The organism is Acinetobacter sp. AM, from assembly GCF_003105055.1.
In the GTDB taxonomy this organism is placed as follows: domain Bacteria; phylum Pseudomonadota; class Gammaproteobacteria; order Pseudomonadales; family Moraxellaceae; genus Acinetobacter; species Acinetobacter tibetensis.
Genome location: NZ_QETG01000006.1, coordinates 31,674 through 49,882 on the forward strand (window position 1 = coordinate 31,674; position 18,209 = coordinate 49,882).

An 18,209-nucleotide genomic window follows, 5' to 3' on the forward strand; every position below is an offset into this window, starting at 1 on the left:
AAACACCATTCAATCACATTAAAAAAGCACAACCGTTGGGTCGTGCTTTTTTAATTTTACAACGATAAAACGGGATAATTACTAAAGTTGCCCCAAAGTCACACGGTCATTCCCACCGTAATCTTTGACTGTTCTAACTTCTTTAAAACCTGCCACTTTAAAGATATTGCGCACTGCTTCACCTTGATCATAGCCATGCTCAAGTACAATCCAACCTTGTGCTGCTAGCCATTTTTTACCTTGCTGAATAATATGTTCAATATCCGCCAAGCCTTGTTTGTCCGCAACCAAAGCTCGTTCAGGTTCAGAAACTAGATTCAACATATGCTCATCTTTTGCATCTATATAAGGTGGATTAGACACAATCACATCAAAATATTGACGATTCAACGCAGTAAACCAACTGCCTAAAAAGAACTTCACCTGTGTTAAATCATGCTTTTCGGCATTTTGCAGGGCAACTTCTAAAGTCGGTTCATAAATGTCTGTTGCAATGACAGACCAGTTTGGGCGCTCACTTGCCAATGATAATGCGATAGCACCCGTACCTGTTCCTAAATCCACAACACGTGTGTCTTCAGGCAAATCAAGACGTAAAACGGTTTCAACCAGTACTTCAGTATCTGGACGAGGCACCAAAGTATCCTGAGTCACGGTCAGGTCTAATGTCCAAAATGGTTGTGAACCCGTAACATAAGCCAAAGGTTCGCCCGCTGCGATACGCGCCAAACCATTCACATAGTCTTGCTCTTGCTCTGCGGTGAGTTCTTGTGCAGATTTGAGTGATAAATCAAAAGCATCAATTTTTAGAATATGCTCAAGTAACCACGCATTCTCTTGACGCTCATAACTTTCCACTTCTCCACGTAAGGCTAATGCCTGTGCAATATTCATTAGCCACCATTTTGCTGTGCAAGCATCGCCAACTGATCTGCTTGATATTCACGATGCAAACTATCAAGCAATTCGTTTAAATCGCCTTCCATCACAGCATCCAGCTTATATAAAGTTAAGTTGATACGATGGTCAGTCATACGACCTTGCGGATAGTTATAAGTACGGATTCGTTCAGAACGATCACCCGAACCCACCAAATCACGACGCATTTCAGAAGTTGCCGCATCAGCCGCAGCACGTTTTGCATTTTCTAACCGTGAAGCCAATAAAGCCATCGCTTTGGCTTTGTTTTTATGCTGTGAACGTTCTTCCTGACATTCCACCACAGTTCCTGTAGGAATGTGGGTAATACGAACTGCTGAATCGGTTTTGTTGATGTGCTGACCACCAGCACCTGAAGCACGGTAGGTATCAATACGTAAGTCTGACGCATTAATTTCAACCGTTGTATCGACATCAATTTCAGGCAAAATCGCAACAGTGCACGCTGAAGTATGTACACGACCTTGTGACTCTGTCGCAGGGACACGTTGTACACGGTGAGCACCACTTTCAAACTTCAAGCGACCATAAACCCCTTCACCATTCACTAGGCAAATAACTTCTTTATAACCACCGTGTTCGCCTTCATTTTCTGAAAGTACTTCAATACGCCAACCTTTCGATTCAGCATACTTACTGTACATACGGAATAAATCACCAGAGAAAATAGCAGCTTCATCACCGCCCGTTCCTGCACGGATTTCTAAATAGGCAGAATTCGCATCATTTGGATCTTTAGGAATCATCAAGATATTAAGGTCAGCTTCAAGCTGTTCAATAATGGCTTTATTTTCCTTAATTTCTTCTTGAGCCATTTCTTTAAAATCTGGATCAGACAACATGGCATTTGCAGTTTCGATGTCTTCTTCTGCTTGTCTATACTTAGCCCAAACTTCTGTAATTTCACTTAAATCACTATGTTCGCGTGATAATTGACGAAAACGCTTATTATCCGAAATAACCTCAGCATCAGCCAATAGTGCTGTTAACTCTTCATGACGGTCAGAAAGCTGATCTAATCGCAAACGTAACGATTCTTTCATTGTTTAATCTATCTCAATAGCTCAAGCAGTCTAAATTAGGCTGCATAATTTCAAATTTGAGCATAGTTTACCGATTCTGCCCTTTAATTGACATATCTATTATGCTGATAAATAAGCTTCCGAAGCTTTCACTTTGCTCATCTTTGACTTTGTGCTGCCCTTTAAAAAGTTGTTGCTTATTTACCCATGCAATGATTGATCAGCCATAAAATGAACGATTTTAATCAAACTCATACAAAGCACTCACCGAACAGCACAACTTAGTGCCTTGCTCTCCACATTTATGACGATGCGTTTTGTTAGATTTGCCGCATCAAAAAATTTCGTCCGCATTTTTGGACATGGAGAATACGATGAAACTGAATGCCGTTTTATTAAGTACCGCATTGGCTGCCTCTTCAATGTTAGCAATGAATACTCACGCAGATAGTACAACACGTGTTGCAGCAGCAAGTGCACTAGGTAGTGTTGCGGGTACTGCTGTCGGTAAAAGTATGGGTGGCACTACAGGTGCTACAATTGGTGCCGCACTCGGTGGCGCGGGCGGCGCAGCGGTAGCAAGTGATCGCCGTAACCGTACAGAATCTGCTATTGGTGGTGCTTTAGGTGGTGGTACAGGTTATACCGTCGGTAAAAGTATGGGGGGTACTAGCGGTGGTTACATTGGTTCTGCACTAGGTGCTGCGGGTGGTGCTGCTTTAGGAAACAAAATTTCTAAAGATAAAGCTGAAGAAAAGGCCAAGTCTTCACGTAAATGGAAAAAACGTCACCGTCACTACCGTTAATTCCTACAGTTCAAGCATTCAAGCACCATTAGGTGCTTGTTTTATGTTGAATTAAAAAGTTAGATCTGAAATTGAAGTGGTGGTTTCTATCAAACTGTAATTGTGAATTTGTTATGAAGAAGCAATACAAAGTCATGACAAAACCATCATGTACACATACAAAGCACTTCATTTTAATCCGCTCAACTCTTTTAAATTGAACTCAAGCACATAGCACTATGAAAAAATGGAGTTTGTCATGAAACTGAATCATGTAATTTATGCCTCATTAATCGCGACCACCATGATGGGGACCGCTTATGCCGATAATGGTACTCGCGTTGCAGCAACATCTGCCTTAGGTAGTGTCGCAGGCACAGCAATCGGTAAACAACTGGGTGGTACAACAGGTGCAATGATTGGTGCTGCTGTCGGTGGTGCTGGTGGTGCCGCTGCTGCGAGTGATCGCCGAAATAGAACTTCTGCCGCTATTGGTGGTGGTCTTGGTGGTGCTGGGGGTTACACTGTAGGTAAAAATGTTGCAGGGACCAATGGTGGCTATGTTGGCGCAGCTTTAGGTGCCGCTGGTGGTTCAGCGCTAGGACGAAAAGTCTCTGAAGATCGTCGTGATGATGAACGCTATGATAATCGTGGCTATCGCTCAGACCGTAATTATCGCTATAACGATGCACGTTACAATGATCGCTCTTACCGTCATGACAATGGACGCCATTTAGGTCACTACAAGAAAAAACGTTGGGATGATTAATCCAACACAATAAAAGCATCTTCGGATGCTTTTATTTTGCGCTCAAGCAATATATCGAAATTAAACGATATACAAAAACACTCTCATATCGTATTATTTCGATATATAGTTTTCGAGTCTGGATATGCCTACTCTACAAAATACCAAATTTTCAATTCTGGAACTTGCACCAGTCCGTGATGATAAAAGTATTACCTTTTCTCTACATCACGCTCTTGAACTGGCGCAACATGCTGAAAAATTGGGCTTTGAACGCTTCTGGTTAGCTGAACATCACAATATGGATGGTATTGCCAGTTCTGCGACAGCCGTATTACTGGGCTATATTCTTGCCAACACGCTAACACTTAAAGTCGGTTCGGGTGGGATCATGCTCCCTAATCACGCACCACTTGTGGTTGCCGAACAATTTGGGACTTTAGCCACGCTTTATCCTAACCGTATTGAGCTCGGTTTAGGTCGTGCACCTGGTACAGATCAAGTGACTATGCGTGCTTTACGTCGTGGGCGCCAAGAAACTGAGGATCAATTTCCACAAGATGTCGCGGAAATATTACAGTACTTTAAAGCGCCTGAAGAACATCAAAAAATTGTTGCTACCCCAGGTCAATCGACGCATGTCCCTGTTTGGCTTTTAGGCTCCAGCCTTTTTAGCGCTCAATTGGCGGCACGTTTGGGGCTTCCCTACTCGTTTGCTTCACACTTTGCACCAAGAATGCTCGGGCAAGCCATTCAACTTTACCGCGATAATTTCCAACCATCAGAATATTTGGATCAACCTTATGTTTCGATGGGCGTGCCTACAGTCATTGCAGACACAGATGAAGAAGCTCAGTATCTTGCGACCAGTGCCTTCCAACGTGTACTCGCCTTAATGCGTGGACATAGCCTAAAACTTAAGCCCCCTGTAGAAAGCATGCAGAACCTATGGTCACCCGTCGAAAAAATGTCAGTGAATAACTTCTTTGCCTTAGCACAAATTGGTTCGGTTCAAACCGTAAAAGATGGTCTTGAAGATTTACTCAAGACCTATGAGGTAGATGAGTTTATTTTTACCTGTGATATTTACGATACTGAAAAACGCTTAGCAAACTTTAGCCATCTAATCGACATTAAAAATAATATTTGATTCAAATATTTAAATCACAATCAAGCCTAAGAGCATGTTTCTTAGGCTTTTGGAATTTACCATAGCAGCAATCTATCAAAAATGACTGCCGAGTAGCTGAATCAACTTTACGCAGTAGATGAATTAATATTCAATTAAAAAACAAAAAATCTGACAATAAAAAATGATTAAGGAATAATCATGCCACAATTTAGTAAGCTGAATACTTCCAGCCATATTTTTCAACATCAAGCACAAGATTATGAAATATTTAAAGGACAAATACGAACATCAGCTAAACTAAACCTAGATACCTGCATCGGGCTAAGAGTTGCAATTATTGGAATCGATCAAAAAATTGCCACATTACTTGAAAAAATCCGTAATAGATCAAGTTCAGTTCATGTTTTTCAGATACAACCTGCCTTAATCCTTCCACAGTCAGAACAACGATATAGCCGTTATATGCAACATCCATTGCTCATCAAAAATAAGCGCCTCATCAATCCCCGTATCAAAAGCATTTTAGCCCTGCGTTTTTTGGATTCTCAAATTCAGGACAACTGGCTAAAACGACAACTAACCCCGAATATTACGCGTGAAAAGAAAGAATTTCTAAAATCTGATGATTATTATCACGCCCTACAACAAGAGAAATGTCAACTTATTACTTGGCCACTCAAGAAAATTACAGAAAGCTGTATTGAATGTGTGGATGGCTCTATTTATCCTGTCGACTTAATTATTACAACGAATTTGCATCAATAATTGCAGACTATTTCAAATGAAGTTTCATATTTATAATGAAAATAAGTGCAAAAAACACCCAATCTAATTATTTAAATTGGGTATTACTTCATTCAATTTTTATATGAATAGCAGCGTAATTCAATACTATCCAATTCGGCGTTTTAAACCCGTCATTTGTAAGACACGCGTAGAAATTTCCTCAATCGACATTTCCGACACATTCAGATATTTAATTCCTTCTGAGATATAAATACCTTCAATTGCGCGTAATTCCATCTGACATTGACTAAAGCTTGCATAGCGACTATTGGCTTTACGCTCAGAACGAATCGCAACCAAACGCTCAGCATCAATCATGAGCCCAAACAGCTTATGCTTATGCGCTTTCAACACAGAAGGTAAACGGTTGTCATCTAAATCTTCTTCCGTCAGTGGGTAGTTTGCGACACGAATTCCAAATTGTAATGACAAATAAATGCATGTCGGTGTCTTCCCTGAACGAGAAACCCCAATCAAAATTAAGTCAGCTTTGTCGTAATGACGAGTACGAGCGCCATCATCATTATCCAGTGCAAAATGTACCGCATCAATACGCGCTTTATAGGACTCAGAATCCGTCACCGCATGGGTTTGTCCGACTAAAGTTGTAGGTGGTGTACCCAACTCTTCAGACAACTTACTAATCAGCCCTTCAAACACATCTAAATTCACAGCATTGGCCGTATTAATAATATCTCGCGCATAAGGATCAACTAAAGTATCGAACACTAATGGCTGTTGCCCATCGCGTTCAGCTCGTTGATTTATCTCAGAAACTACATTCATAGCAGCTTCTTCAGAGGTAATATAAGGGATAATATGAATGTCAAAATCTACATTTGGAAACTGGGCCAGTAAAGAGTGTCCAAGCGTTTCTGCTGTGATTGCAGTTCCATCTGAAATAAAAAACACACTTCGCTTTATTTGTTTACCTTCTGACATTAAAATTCCCCTCGAATATTTGTCTAAGTGCTATATAATCATTATAGTAAACTGATCTTACATGACTGTCGCTTAGTAAAATTAAAAAGCTAAGTAGATTTGTTTTAAATTCATGCCAAGATAGTGATTAATACTGCAAAAGTGGAGTAACAACTTTGGAAGCGCGCGTAATTGGTCTAGAAAAATTAGGGAAACACGACGTAGAGCTCGTGGGTGGGAAAAACTCATCTCTGGGTGAGATGATTAGCCACCTCGCAAATGCAGGTGTATCAGTACCTGGGGGCTTTGCTACTACTGCTGCTGCGTATCGTGAATTTCTCGAGCAAAGTGGCCTTAACGCTAAAATTAACGCGGAACTTGCAGCATTAAATGTTGATGATGTAATTGCACTTGCAGAAACTGGCGCAAAAATCCGTCAGTGGATTGTCGACACCCCGCTTACAGCAGGACTTGAAAAGGAAGTTCGCGACGCTTTCGCTACCCTTTCAAACGGCAACCCTGATATTGCGGTTGCCGTTCGTTCATCTGCGACAGCAGAAGATTTACCTGATGCATCTTTTGCAGGTCAACAGGAAACTTTCTTGAACATTCGCGGCATTGACAATGTTCTTATCGCGATCAAAGAAGTTTTCGCTTCACTTTATAATGACCGTGCTATTGCTTACCGTGTTCACCAAAACTTCGCGCATGACATTGTTGCATTATCTGCAGGGATCCAACGTATGGTTCGCTCAGAAACTGGTGCAGCAGGTGTAATGTTTACTCTAGATACAGAATCAGGCTTCCGTGATGCTGTATTTATTACTGCTTCTTATGGTTTGGGTGAAATGGTTGTGCAGGGCGCTGTAAACCCTGATGAATTCTATATTTCTAAACCACTTCTCAAAAATGGCAAACATGCTATTTTGCGTCGTAATCTTGGATCTAAGCACCAAAAAATGGTGTATGGCGAAGAAGGTGCTGCTGGCAAATCAGTTGTTGTTGTTGATGTTGAAAAAGCAGAACGTCAACAATTTGCGTTAAATGATCACGAACTTCAAGAACTTGCTAAACAAGCATTGATCATTGAAGAACACTATCAAGCCCCTATGGATATCGAGTGGGCAAAAGATGGTGACGATGGTCTAATCTATATCGTTCAAGCACGTCCAGAAACAGTAAAAAGCCGTGAAAATGTCGGCACTATGGAACGCTACCTACTTAAGCAAAAAGGTACTGTAATTTGCGAAGGTCGCTCAATCGGTCAACGTATTGGTTCTGGTAAAGTACGCATTGTAACGTCTATTAAAGAAATGGATAAAGTCCAAGAAGGCGACGTACTTGTTTCTGACATGACTGACCCAGATTGGGAACCAGTAATGAAACGTGCTGCTGCAATTGTGACCAACCGTGGTGGTCGTACTTGTCACGCAGCAATTATTGCTCGTGAACTGGGTGTACCTGCAATCGTAGGTTGTGGCAATGCAACTGAAGTTTTAACCGACGGACAAGAAGTTACTGTTTCATGTGCTGAAGGTGATACAGGCTTTATTTACGAAGGTTCGTTAGATTTCGAAATTCAACGTAACTCAATTAACTCTATGCCAAAACTTCCGTTCAAAATTATGATGAACGTAGGTAACCCTGACCGTGCATTTGACTTTGCTCAAATTCCTAACGAAGGTATTGGTCTTGCGCGTTTAGAGTTCATTATTAACCGTATGATTGGTGTACACCCTAAAGCCTTGTTAAATATTGACAGCTTACCTCGTGAAACTCGTGCAGCGGTCTTGGCTCGTACTGCGGGTTATGCTTCTCCAATTGAATTCTATGTTGAGAAACTTGTAGAAGGTATTTCGACACTTGCTGCAGCATTTGCTGACAAGCCTGTGATTGTTCGTATGTCTGATTTTAAGTCAAACGAATATGCGAACTTGATTGGCGGTAAGCTTTATGAGCCAGAAGAAGAAAACCCAATGCTTGGTTTCCGTGGTGCAAGCCGTTATGTTTCTGAAAATTTCCGCGATTGTTTCGAATTAGAATGTCGCGCATTGAAGAAAGCACGCGATGAAATGGGCTTAACCAATATCCAAATCATGATTCCATTCGTTCGTACTGTAAATGAAGCAAAACGTGTAATTGAATTGCTTGCTCAGAATGGTCTTAAGCGTGGTGAAAATGGCCTGAAAGTAATCATGATGTGTGAATTGCCAACTAATGCACTATTAGCTGAACAATTCCTTGAACATTTTGATGGCTTCTCTATCGGTTCTAACGACTTAACTCAGCTCACATTGGGTCTAGACCGTGACTCAGGTATTGTTTCTCACCTGTTTGACGAACGTGATGCGGCTGTTAAAGCATTACTTTCAATGGCGATTCATGCATGTCGCAAAGCTGGCAAATATGTAGGCATTTGTGGTCAAGGTCCATCTGACCATCCTGACCTTGCAAAATGGTTGATGGAGCAAGGAATTGAGTCAGTTTCACTTAACCCAGATTCAGTTTTAGACACTTGGTTCTTCCTTGCTGAAGAAAAAGCTCAACAAGCTTAAGAAAACATGTTAAAAAAAGACCCATTAGTTGGGTCTTTTTTTCTCTTTTCATTTTTTGAGATTTTATTTTTATGCAAATTTACTTGGCACGTAATAATCAACAAGCTGGTCCATACACTTTAGAACAGTTGAATCAAATGCTTGCCAGCCAACAAGTACTCTTAACAGATTTGGCTTGGCATGAAGGTATGACCGAATGGAAAGCTTTAGGTGAATTAACCCAAGGGAAACTTGTATATACACCAACAGGTTATGTTCCACCAACACATACACCGTTACAGAACTCCACAATTATCCAAACCAAAGTTGAAGGTAAAGTATCTAAACCAGAACTTGCCTCAGTCAATATTCGCGCATTGGCAAAAATCATTGATTTATTACTTTGGTTGCCTGCGGCAGCAATCCCTTCTTTTTTTCTTAACGCCAATCAGGTGAATGAGCTAGCTAGCATTCAACAAAAAATGCAAGCTGCAGACACATCCACACAAGCTATGCAATTGCAACAGCAACTTTTCACGCTTATTCCAATCGAAGCTTGGCAAACCATGTTTGCCTATATCATTATTATGCTGGCAATACAGGCATTCTTTCTAGCAAAGTCTGGACAAAGCATTGGTAAAAAGTTAACGCGAATTAAAATTGTAGATGCCGATAATGGTGAGAAAGTGAATTTAACGCGAATCTTTCTGTTACGCAGTATTGTATTTATCATTTTGAACATGTTGTTTATGCCATTTATTACGATTGCCGACTATTTATTCGCATTCGGAAAAAATCGACAGACATTGCACGATAAACTAGCAAAAACCATCGTGATAAAACAATAAACGTGATTAAAATTAAGGGATGATCAGTTCATCCCTTTTTTACACATAAGTTTGATATTTCAATAAAAAAAAAACTGAAACAACTAATTCCGACCACTAAAATCAGGTTTTATAACAGCCATTTAAAGCGACTTTATATATAGCTTAGTTTAACGATATCAGGCATAATGCCCTACAACGTAGCGGTGTCACATGCTTGAGAATTTTTTTCATTCAAAAACAAAATTCTCAATCATGCGACACTTTAATCGCTATCCCATATTATTTAGGGAATGGGACTCTTCACCGAGGTTGTAAAATGAGACAAACAATTTTAGCTGTATTGTCTTTATCAACGATTGCTGCACTCTTAACTGGGTGTGGTGGTGATATGGTACTTCTAAACTCTAAAGGTCCAGTTGCGCAAGGTCAAAGTGACCTGATGATGACTGCGATCTATTTAATGCTATTGGTCGTTATTCCATCGATCTTAATGGCATTATGGTTTGGTTGGAAATATCGTTCGTCGAATAAAGATGCAGACTATAAACCTACTTGGGCACACTCAACTGCTATTGAAATTGTAGTTTGGGGTGTTCCAGTTATTATTATTGGTATTCTAGCTTGGTTAACTTGGTGGGGTTCACACAAGTATGACCCGTACCGTCCAATCGATTCTGATAAAGCACCATTAACCGTTCAAGTTATCGCTGAACAGTTTAAGTGGATCTTTATCTATCCAGAACAAGAAATTGCGACTGTTAACGAAATTCGTTTCCCAGAGAAAACTCCTGTGAACTTACGTTTGACGTCTAACTTCACAATGAACTCGTTCTTCATTCCTGCACTTTCTGGCCAAATTTATACCATGGCTGGTATGCAAACTCACCTGCATTTGTTGGCAGATGAAACTAGCCCAGCTGAAGGCTACCGCGGTTTCTCTTCTAACTACTCAGGTTATGGCTTCTCTCAAATGCGTTTCCGTGCGCATTCAGTTACAGAAGCTCAGTTTGCTGATTGGGTCGCAGCTGTGAAAGCAGGCAACGGTACTTCAATTAACCCTGAAGCAATTCAAAAAGGTATTTTAGACCAAGCTGAATTTGCAACCTTGCGTGATGGCAACCGTTCGCATCATCAGATCGAAGTTCTTATCGCTAAAGCGACTACTCCTGAAGAAAAGGCTGCTGCTGAAGCAATGAAGCCTTATCCAACTAAGCCACATCCTGTGACTTACTACTCTTCTGTTGAGAAAGGCTTGTTTGAATCAGTAATCAACAAATACATGAGTAACTATCACGGTGCTGATCATTCAGCTACTGCGGGTGCTCACGGGGCTGCTGCTGACGCACATGCCGCAGTTGAACCTGCTTCATCGGCTGTAGGGGAATAAGACATGAGCTTCTTAGGTAAGTTAGGTCCAGATTCGATTCCACACGATCCAATCGTGTTGGTAACGGTTGCTTTGATGGTTTTAGGTGGTATTGCTGCTTTTGCAGGCATTACCTACTTTAAAAAATGGAGCTACTTGTGGAACGAATGGTTCACATCTGTAGACCATAAGAAAATTGGTATCATGTATATCTTGGTATCTGTAGTCATGTTACTTCGTGGCTTCGCAGATGCGATCATGATGCGTTTACAACTTTTCCTCGCTCGTGGTGGCGGTGAAGGTTATTTACACCCAGAACACTATGACCAGATCTTCACCGCTCACGGTGTAATTATGATCTTCTTCGTAGCAATGGGTCTTGTTGTTGGCTTAATGAACATCTCTGTACCTTTACAGATTGGTGCTCGTGACGTTGCCTTTCCATTATTAAACTCTTTAAGCTTCTGGTTATTCGCTGGTGCTGCAGGCTTAATGATGGTTTCACTTGCTTTAGGTGAGTTCGCTGCTACAGGTTGGATGGCTTACCCTCCTCTTTCTGGCATTGAATACTCTCCTGGTGTTGGTGTTGACTACTACATCTGGGCACTTCAGATTTCTGGTTTAGGTACACTTTTAACTGGTGTTAACTTCTTTGTTACCATCATCAAAATGCGTGCACCTGGCATGAAATTGATGGATATGCCAATTTTCACATGGACTGCTCTTTGTACTGCAGTTCTGATTATTGCTGCATTCCCAGTGTTAACTGCAACAATTGCAATGTTATCTCTAGATCGTTACTTCGGTTTCCACTTCTTTACCAATGAGCTTGGCGGTAGTCCAATGCTTTACGTAAACTTGATTTGGACTTGGGGTCACCCGGAAGTATATATCTTAGTATTACCAGCATTTGGTATTTACTCAGAAGTTGTATCAACTTTTTCTCGTAAAACGTTGTTCGGCTACAAGTCTATGGTGTATGCAACAGTTGCAATTACAGTATTGTCATTTGTTGTATGGCTTCACCACTTCTTTACTATGGGTGCAGGTGCCAACGTTAACGCGTTCTTCGGTATCATGACTATGGTTATTGCGATCCCGACTGGTGTGAAAATCTTCTCTTGGTTATTCACCATGTACAAAGGTCGCATTACATATACAACACCAATGCTTTGGACACTTGGCTTCCTTGTGACTTTCGGTATCGGTGGTTTAACTGGTGTATTAATGGCTGTTCCGCCTGCGGACTTCCTTGTACACAACTCTTTATTCCTTATCGCTCACTTCCATAACGTAATTATTGGTGGTGTTGTATTCGCAATGTTCGCGGGTATCATTTTCTACTGGCCAAAAATGTTTGGTTGGAAGCTGAATGAAGCTTGGGGTAAAGCAGCATTCTGGTTCTGGTTCTTAGGTTTCTACTTTGCATTCATGCCACTTTATATCCTTGGTTTCATGGGTATGACGCGTCGTTTGAATACATATGACAACCCTGAATGGGATCCGTACATCGCAATTGCATTGTTTGGTGCAGTATTAATCGCACTTGGTATTGCATGTTTCTTAATGCAAATCATTGTTGGTTTCTTACAACGCCATGACAACATGGACGTTACAGGCGATCCATGGGACGGTCGTGTACTTGAATGGTCTACGTCTTCACCTGCTCCGTTCTATAACTTTGCTCATCTTCCTAAAATTAGCGGTATCGATACTTTCTGGAATGACAAAGAGAATGGTGTTGCTTATGCACGTCCAACGTCTTATGAAGATGTACATATGCCAACAAACCGAGCTGCTGGTTTTGTAATCGCAATGTTCATTACTGTTATGGGCTTCGGTTTAATCTGGCACATTTGGTGGTTAGTTGTCGTAACCTTTGTTGCTGCAATCATCAGCTTCATCGTAAGCTCTTTCACTAAGAAAGTTGATTACTATGTTCCTGCTGCTGAAGTTGAGCGCATTGAAGACGAACGCTATGCGATTCTTGAAAAATACTTGAAGAAGGACTAAGACAATGGCTGAAGTACTTCATCACGATAACCACGGACACAATGAACATCATCATCATGATGATACAGACATTACAGTCTTTGGTTTCTGGTCATACTTGATGAGTGACTTGATCCTATTCGGTACACTCTTCATTGCTTTCGTTGTATTAAGTGGTCACGTTCCACCAGGTACACCAAGTGCAAAAGAACTTTTTGGTGAGTCTTTAGGTTTCGTATTAACTGAAACTTTTGCTCTCTTAATTTCTTCTGTAACTTTTGGTTTTGCTGTACTTGCATCATACAAAAAGAATGTTAGCCAAGTTTTACTCTGGTTAGCTATTACTTGGGTATTTGGTGCAGCATTCATTGGCATGGAATTATACGAGTTTAATCACCTTGTACATGCTGGTCATGGTCCAAGCACAAGTGCGTTCTTATCTGCATTCTTTACTTTAGTTGGTACGCACGGTATTCACGTAACTTCTGGTTTGGTCTGGATGATTGTGTTAATGATTCAAATCAAGAAAAATGGTTTGACTTTACCGAACACACGTCGTCTTGCTTGCTTGAGCTTGTTCTGGCACTTCCTTGACATCGTGTGGATCTGTGTATTCAGCGTAGTTTATTTGGCGGGAGTTCTCTAATGGGTCACGATCATCATACGTCTGATGCAGCTCACGGTACCGTAAAACAATATACCATTGGTTTTATTGTTTCTGTGTTATTAACCATTGTTCCATTCTACATGGCAATGAACCCAGAAAACTTCGGTCGTGGCGCAACTCTTGCTGTAATTGGTATTACTGCAATTGCTCAGGTTCTTGTACAGTTGATTTTCTTCTTGCACATGAACTCATCTGCAGAGCAGCGTTGGAATGTAATTGCATTTATTTATACAATTCTTACAATTGCCGTTCTTTTGATTGGTTCTGTATGGGTTATGAATTACCTTCACTTCAACATGATGCTCTAAACTGGTTGTCATGTTAAAAAAGTATTTATTCCTGACTAAGCCAGGAATTCTCTTTGGTAACTTCGTTACCACTTTGGGCGGCTTCTTCTTAGCCGCCCAAGGTTCTGTAGATTTCCTTTTACTTCTGATTACCCTACTGGCTACAACTTTGGTTGTTGCATCAGGATGTGTAGTTAACAATGTCATTGATCAAGACATTGACCAAAAGATGCATCGTACTCAAAACCGTGCTCTTGTTCAAAAAACGATTAGCCCTAGTGTTGCACTTGTTTTTGCAGCAACTTTAGGTCTTTTGGGATTTGGCATGTTATGGCTTTTTGTCAATGCTTATGCTTTTGGTTTCGCTGTCCTTGGTTTTGTTGTTTATGTCGGTTTTTATAGTCTTTGGAGCAAACGTACCACCATTCACCAAACTTTGATTGGGAGTATCTCAGGTGCAAGTCCACCTGTAATTGGTTATACGGCTGTTTCTAACGAATTCGATGTTGCTGCATTGCTGATTTTTTTAGCATATGCACTCTGGCAGATGCCTCATTCATGGGGAATTGCCATCTATCGTTTCGATGACTACAAAAATGCAGGTATTCCAATTTTGCCTGTTGCACGTTCAATTTTACGTACCAAAGTCGAAAGCCTGATTTACGTAGTTTTGTTTGCAGCAGTATTAAATGGTCTATATTGCTTTGGCTATACAAACTTATTTTTCTTAATCAGTTTTAATGCTTTATGTGCCTATTGGGTTTATTTATCCATTATTGGCTTTAAAGCAGAAAATGATCAAGTTTGGGCTAAACGCTATTTCTTATATTCTGTGATTTTAATCACTGCTTTAAGTTTTAGTTTTAGTTTCAGCTATGTAAGCCCTGCCCCGCATTTACCACTTTTTTAAAAGATAGAGACCCCTCTCTATCTTTTAAAAATTTGCCCTATCCCAATACATTGTAAAAACCTACAACTTTTCACAAACTTACTTTTCTTTAGCTACTTTCATTTAAATATAAATATATTTAAATTCCATCCTAAATTCACGTCATAACTTATTTTATGACTTGAATTTGGTCGCTAAACCATCTAAAATTCATCCTTCGCAAATTATGCGACACAACTTAGGTTGTGACTCCTTGCTTCCAATTTATCATTTTAGTTGGGGGCTGTTTAAACCGTAAGGAGCTGACAATGCGTCATTACGAAATCGTACTTTTAGTACACCCTGATCAAAGCGATCAAGTCGTTGGTATGGTAGAACGCTACCTAACTCACATCAAAGAAGCTGAAGGTCAAATTCACCGTCTTGAAGACTGGGGCCGTCGCCAATTGGCTTACCCAATCAACAAGATCCACAAAGCTCACTACATTCTTATGAATGTTGAGTGTGGTCAAACTACTCTTGATGAGTTAGAAGAATTGTTCCGTTATAACGACGCGATCCTTCGTAACTTAATCATCCGTCGTGAAAACGCAATCACTGAAGAGTCTTTATTGGCTAAGAGTGCTGAAGAAAAGCGTGCGCGTAAAGCTCAACGTGAAGAAGCACAACTAGCTGCTCAAGACTCTGCTGAAGCATAAGGAGAACATCAATGGCACGTTTTTACCGTCGTCGCAAGTTCTGCCGCTTTACAGCTGAGAACGTTACGTACATCGACTACAAAGATATCGACACTTTAAAACAGTACATCACTGAAAACGGCAAAATTGTTCCTAGCCGTATTACAGGTACTAAAGCTCGTTACCAACGTCAATTAGCGCTTGCTATTAAACAAGCTCGCTACTTGTCTTTGATCCCTTACACTGACAATCATAAGTGAGGTTGAGCTGTGGATATTATTTTATTACAACGCATTAAAAACCTTGGTAAATTAGGCGATAAAGTTTCAGTTAAAGCTGGTTACGGCCGCAACTACCTTATCCCTCAAGGTCAAGCAGTAGCAGCTACTGAAGCTAACACTGCTGCTTTTGAAGCTCGTCGCGCTGAACTTGAGAAAGCTGAAGCTGATGTTTTAGCTGCTGCTCAAGCACGTGCTAGCCAATTAGACGAAGTTAACATCGTGATCACTGCTAAAGCTGGTGACGAAGGTAAACTATTCGGTTCTATCGGTACGCGTGATATCGCTGACGCTTTAACTAATGCTGGTCTTGTTGTTGACCGTGCAGAAGTTCGTTTACCAAATGGTGCTCTTCGCCACACTGGTGAATTCAACATCGCAATCCAATTGCATCATGATGTTGTTGCTGAAGTTCTCGTTACTATCGTATCTGAGTAATTTCTTGCAAAAAAAAGGGCATGCTCACGCATGCTCTTTTTTTATCTTTAAATTTTCTCACTTATAAATTCCTAGCCCACATTAGGCTGAAATTTTGATACTATCTTTACCCCAGAGTGCGTATTATTGATGACATCATCATGATGCTCTGCACTTCTATCTGCATTATTCTTTCCTGCATTTATCTTTAGGTTTTTGATATGTCTCAGGCGAATGCCACTGCTACCCCAAACTCATCCAAAGCTGACAATAAAATAAATGAGTCGAATCAACTCAAAGAATTTCGCACACCTCCACATAATTTAGCCATCGAGCAAGCTGTGCTCGCTGCACTTATGACCGTTGCCGAGTCATTCGAGCAAGTCAGTGATGTACTGAATGAACAAGATTTTTATGCAACACGCCATAAGTACATTTACCGTGCAATTGAAAAACTCGCGCAAGAAAATTCGCCTTATGATGCGGTATTGGTGAATGACTGGTTAATTAAGCAGAATTTGCTGGAAGCGATTGGCGGTGAAGAATATTTAATGCAGCTAATGGCTGACTCTCCGTCAAGTTTCTACAACCTCGAAACCTATGCCAATAAAATTAAAGAATTTTCGACTTTACGTAACATGATTAAAGTCAGTTCTGAAATCTTGCAAAATGCTTATGACACCAAAGGTCGTAGTGTCGGTGAAATTTTAGATTTAGCAGAAACTAATATTTTCTCGATTGCTGAACAACACAATAACAATAAGAAAAATGCTGGTCCAAAAGCCATTAATACCGTAGTTGCCGATGTTTTTGACAAATTAAATGAACTGTCTCAAATGGAAGGTAACATTACTGGTCTAACCACAGGTTTTGTGGAATTAGACAATAAAACTTCAGGTATGCAAGCAGGTGACATGATTATTGTTGCTGCACGTCCATCGATGGGTAAAACCACTTTTGCCATGAATTTAGTTGAAAGTGTGCTATTTAACTGTGATTTGCCTGCGCTAGTGTTCTCGATGGAAATGCCCGCAGACTCGATTGCTATGCGTTTGATTTCCGCTTACGGCAAAGTACATCAAGGTCATTTACGTGCCGGTAAACTCGATGGTGATGAATGGTCTAAAGTCACTGGTACGATTTTACAGCTACAAGAAAAGCATCTGTATATTGATGACTCTTCTGCCCTGCCTCCAACAGAATTACGTGCGCGTGCACGTCGTATTGCCAAACAACATGGGGGAAAACTGGGCTGTATTATGGTCGACTATTTACAGTTGATGAAAGTCCCAGGTATGGGAGATAACCGTGTGGGTGAAATTGGTGAAATTTCTCGAAGCTTAAAAGCATTAGCAAAAGAAATGATGTGTCCTGTCATCGCACTGTCTCAGTTAAACCGTTCTCTGGAAAACCGTCCTAATAAGCGCCCTGTAATGTCCGACTTACGTGAATCAGGTGCAATTGAGCAGGATGCCGACTTAATTATGTTTATTTACCGTGATGAGGTCTATAACAAAGAGTCGAAAGAAGCGGGTACCGCCGAAATTATTATTGGTAAGCAGCGTAATGGTCCAATTGGTACAGTCCGATTGGCTTTTGAAGGTCAGTATACGCGTTTTAGTAACTTGTCACCTGAATACTATAGTCAGTACAATGACGAAGAATAAAAAGTGGGCGTTCAGCCCATTTTTTATTTAACCCTAAATACTTAAAATAATGCCACTATAAGATTGTCTTTATCGAACAAAACCGATAACCCATACATTTAAATAGAATAAAGCCATGAAATAAGATGGGTATTTAATTTTTATAGGTCTACAATTACTGACATATTTTGTGGATATTTACTTTAACGGTAATACCATGCCATATTTCTGATTCGATGACTTGAAATAAAACCATTGTTTTAATCTTGCCATTCTCTGTTCCCAAAGGAGTC

General features: G+C 40.5%; 18 protein-coding genes. 15 read left to right on the top strand and 3 right to left on the bottom strand.

Translation table 11 applies throughout. The annotated features are described in order from the left end of the window. Positions 1 to 81: 81 nt before the first annotated feature. The gene (prmC, locus tag DCO44_RS04605; RefSeq protein WP_116759514.1) at positions 82 to 894 is read right to left on the bottom strand and encodes a peptide chain release factor N(5)-glutamine methyltransferase; all 813 of its coding nucleotides are present in this window, start codon (positions 892 to 894) and stop codon (positions 82 to 84) included. Further along, on the bottom strand, positions 894 to 1,982 hold the full coding sequence (prfA, locus tag DCO44_RS04610; RefSeq protein WP_116759516.1) for a peptide chain release factor 1: 1,089 nt from the start codon (positions 1,980 to 1,982) through the stop codon (positions 894 to 896). Before prfA ends, prmC begins: the two co-directional genes overlap by 1 nt. Positions 1,983 to 2,335: 353 nt before the next feature. Between prfA and DCO44_RS04615 the strand changes: the two genes are divergently transcribed. From DCO44_RS04615 to DCO44_RS04630, 4 genes are all read left to right on the top strand, one after another. Continuing rightward, positions 2,336 to 2,767 carry a glycine zipper domain-containing protein gene (locus DCO44_RS04615; protein WP_116759518.1) on the top strand — a complete coding sequence of 144 codons (432 nt, stop codon included), beginning with the start codon at positions 2,336 to 2,338 and terminating at the stop codon, positions 2,765 to 2,767. A gap of 238 nt (positions 2,768 to 3,005) precedes the next feature. Then, the gene (locus DCO44_RS04620; RefSeq protein WP_116759520.1) at positions 3,006 to 3,515 is read left to right on the top strand and encodes a hypothetical protein; all 510 of its coding nucleotides are present in this window, start codon (positions 3,006 to 3,008) and stop codon (positions 3,513 to 3,515) included. Between the two features lie 124 nt (positions 3,516 to 3,639). Then, positions 3,640 to 4,644, top strand: coding sequence for an LLM class flavin-dependent oxidoreductase (locus tag DCO44_RS04625; RefSeq protein WP_116759522.1), 1,005 nt, complete (start codon positions 3,640 to 3,642; stop codon positions 4,642 to 4,644). Positions 4,645 to 4,824: 180 nt separating this feature from the next. Then, positions 4,825 to 5,391 carry a flavoprotein gene (locus DCO44_RS04630; protein WP_116759524.1) on the top strand — a complete coding sequence of 189 codons (567 nt, stop codon included), beginning with the start codon at positions 4,825 to 4,827 and terminating at the stop codon, positions 5,389 to 5,391. 126 nt (positions 5,392 to 5,517) lie between these two features. Here the strand turns inward: DCO44_RS04630 and DCO44_RS04635 are convergent, their stop codons facing one another. Beyond that, the gene (locus DCO44_RS04635; protein ID WP_116759526.1) at positions 5,518 to 6,354 is read right to left on the bottom strand and encodes a pyruvate, water dikinase regulatory protein; all 837 of its coding nucleotides are present in this window, start codon (positions 6,352 to 6,354) and stop codon (positions 5,518 to 5,520) included. A 155-nt stretch (positions 6,355 to 6,509) separates the two neighbouring features. Here DCO44_RS04635 and ppsA point away from each other — a divergent pair, with 155 nt between their 5' ends. The 11 genes from ppsA to dnaB all read left to right on the top strand — a co-directional run bounded on the left by ppsA (position 6,510) and on the right by dnaB (position 17,937). After that, positions 6,510 to 8,888, top strand: coding sequence for a phosphoenolpyruvate synthase (gene ppsA, locus DCO44_RS04640; RefSeq protein WP_116759528.1), 2,379 nt, complete (start codon positions 6,510 to 6,512; stop codon positions 8,886 to 8,888). Positions 8,889 to 8,959: 71 nt separating this feature from the next. Beyond that, a complete protein-coding gene (locus tag DCO44_RS04645; RefSeq protein WP_116759530.1) occupies positions 8,960 to 9,715 on the top strand; it encodes an RDD family protein in 756 nt (251 codons plus the stop codon). 298 nt (positions 9,716 to 10,013) lie between these two features. Then, positions 10,014 to 11,084, top strand: a complete 1,071-nt coding sequence (gene cyoA / locus DCO44_RS04650) for a ubiquinol oxidase subunit II (RefSeq protein ID WP_116759532.1) — start codon at positions 10,014 to 10,016, stop codon at positions 11,082 to 11,084. Positions 11,085 to 11,087: 3 nt separating this feature from the next. Beyond that, positions 11,088 to 13,076: a cytochrome o ubiquinol oxidase subunit I gene (gene cyoB / locus DCO44_RS04655; protein ID WP_116759534.1), complete on the top strand. Its 1,989-nt coding sequence runs from the start codon at positions 11,088 to 11,090 to the stop codon at positions 13,074 to 13,076. A 4-nt stretch (positions 13,077 to 13,080) separates the two neighbouring features. After that, complete coding sequence (gene cyoC / locus DCO44_RS04660; protein WP_116759536.1) at positions 13,081 to 13,701, top strand: cytochrome o ubiquinol oxidase subunit III; 621 nt, start codon at positions 13,081 to 13,083, stop codon at positions 13,699 to 13,701. Continuing rightward, entirely contained in the window at positions 13,701 to 14,030 is a 330-nt protein-coding gene (cyoD, locus tag DCO44_RS04665; protein WP_116759538.1) for a cytochrome o ubiquinol oxidase subunit IV, read from the top strand. Before cyoC ends, cyoD begins: the two co-directional genes overlap by 1 nt. A gap of 10 nt (positions 14,031 to 14,040) precedes the next feature. After that, on the top strand, positions 14,041 to 14,919 hold the full coding sequence (cyoE, locus tag DCO44_RS04670) for a heme o synthase (protein WP_116759540.1): 879 nt from the start codon (positions 14,041 to 14,043) through the stop codon (positions 14,917 to 14,919). A gap of 287 nt (positions 14,920 to 15,206) precedes the next feature. Further along, positions 15,207 to 15,596, top strand: a complete 390-nt coding sequence (gene rpsF, locus DCO44_RS04675) for a 30S ribosomal protein S6 (protein WP_116759542.1) — start codon at positions 15,207 to 15,209, stop codon at positions 15,594 to 15,596. Positions 15,597 to 15,607: 11 nt separating this feature from the next. Further along, complete coding sequence (gene rpsR, locus DCO44_RS04680) at positions 15,608 to 15,835, top strand: 30S ribosomal protein S18 (protein WP_004278792.1); 228 nt, start codon at positions 15,608 to 15,610, stop codon at positions 15,833 to 15,835. 9 nt (positions 15,836 to 15,844) lie between these two features. Then, positions 15,845 to 16,291 carry a 50S ribosomal protein L9 gene (gene rplI, locus DCO44_RS04685; RefSeq protein ID WP_116759545.1) on the top strand — a complete coding sequence of 149 codons (447 nt, stop codon included), beginning with the start codon at positions 15,845 to 15,847 and terminating at the stop codon, positions 16,289 to 16,291. Positions 16,292 to 16,491: 200 nt separating this feature from the next. Next, positions 16,492 to 17,937 carry a replicative DNA helicase gene (gene dnaB / locus DCO44_RS04690; protein WP_116759547.1) on the top strand — a complete coding sequence of 482 codons (1,446 nt, stop codon included), beginning with the start codon at positions 16,492 to 16,494 and terminating at the stop codon, positions 17,935 to 17,937. Positions 17,938 to 18,209 lie beyond the last annotated feature (272 nt).

Excerpts from the sequence above, each read along its gene's own strand:
- prmC (WP_116759514.1), bottom strand. The coding sequence starts at position 894 with ATGAATATTGCACAGGCATTAGCCTTACGTGGAGAAGTGGAAAGTTAT.
- prfA (WP_116759516.1), bottom strand. The coding sequence starts at position 1,982 with ATGAAAGAATCGTTACGTTTGCGATTAGATCAGCTTTCTGACCGTCAT.
- DCO44_RS04615 (WP_116759518.1), top strand. The coding sequence starts at position 2,336 with ATGAAACTGAATGCCGTTTTATTAAGTACCGCATTGGCTGCCTCTTCA.
- DCO44_RS04620 (WP_116759520.1), top strand. The coding sequence starts at position 3,006 with ATGAAACTGAATCATGTAATTTATGCCTCATTAATCGCGACCACCATG.
- DCO44_RS04625 (WP_116759522.1), top strand. The coding sequence starts at position 3,640 with ATGCCTACTCTACAAAATACCAAATTTTCAATTCTGGAACTTGCACCA.
- DCO44_RS04630 (WP_116759524.1), top strand. The coding sequence starts at position 4,825 with ATGCCACAATTTAGTAAGCTGAATACTTCCAGCCATATTTTTCAACAT.
- DCO44_RS04635 (WP_116759526.1), bottom strand. The coding sequence starts at position 6,354 with ATGTCAGAAGGTAAACAAATAAAGCGAAGTGTGTTTTTTATTTCAGAT.
- DCO44_RS04645 (WP_116759530.1), top strand. The coding sequence starts at position 8,960 with ATGCAAATTTACTTGGCACGTAATAATCAACAAGCTGGTCCATACACT.
- cyoA (WP_116759532.1), top strand. The coding sequence starts at position 10,014 with ATGAGACAAACAATTTTAGCTGTATTGTCTTTATCAACGATTGCTGCA.
- cyoB (WP_116759534.1), top strand. The coding sequence starts at position 11,088 with ATGAGCTTCTTAGGTAAGTTAGGTCCAGATTCGATTCCACACGATCCA.
- cyoC (WP_116759536.1), top strand. The coding sequence starts at position 13,081 with ATGGCTGAAGTACTTCATCACGATAACCACGGACACAATGAACATCAT.
- cyoD (WP_116759538.1), top strand. The coding sequence starts at position 13,701 with ATGGGTCACGATCATCATACGTCTGATGCAGCTCACGGTACCGTAAAA.
- cyoE (WP_116759540.1), top strand. The coding sequence starts at position 14,041 with ATGTTAAAAAAGTATTTATTCCTGACTAAGCCAGGAATTCTCTTTGGT.
- rpsF (WP_116759542.1), top strand. The coding sequence starts at position 15,207 with ATGCGTCATTACGAAATCGTACTTTTAGTACACCCTGATCAAAGCGAT.
- rpsR (WP_004278792.1), top strand. The coding sequence starts at position 15,608 with ATGGCACGTTTTTACCGTCGTCGCAAGTTCTGCCGCTTTACAGCTGAG.
- dnaB (WP_116759547.1), top strand. The coding sequence starts at position 16,492 with ATGTCTCAGGCGAATGCCACTGCTACCCCAAACTCATCCAAAGCTGAC.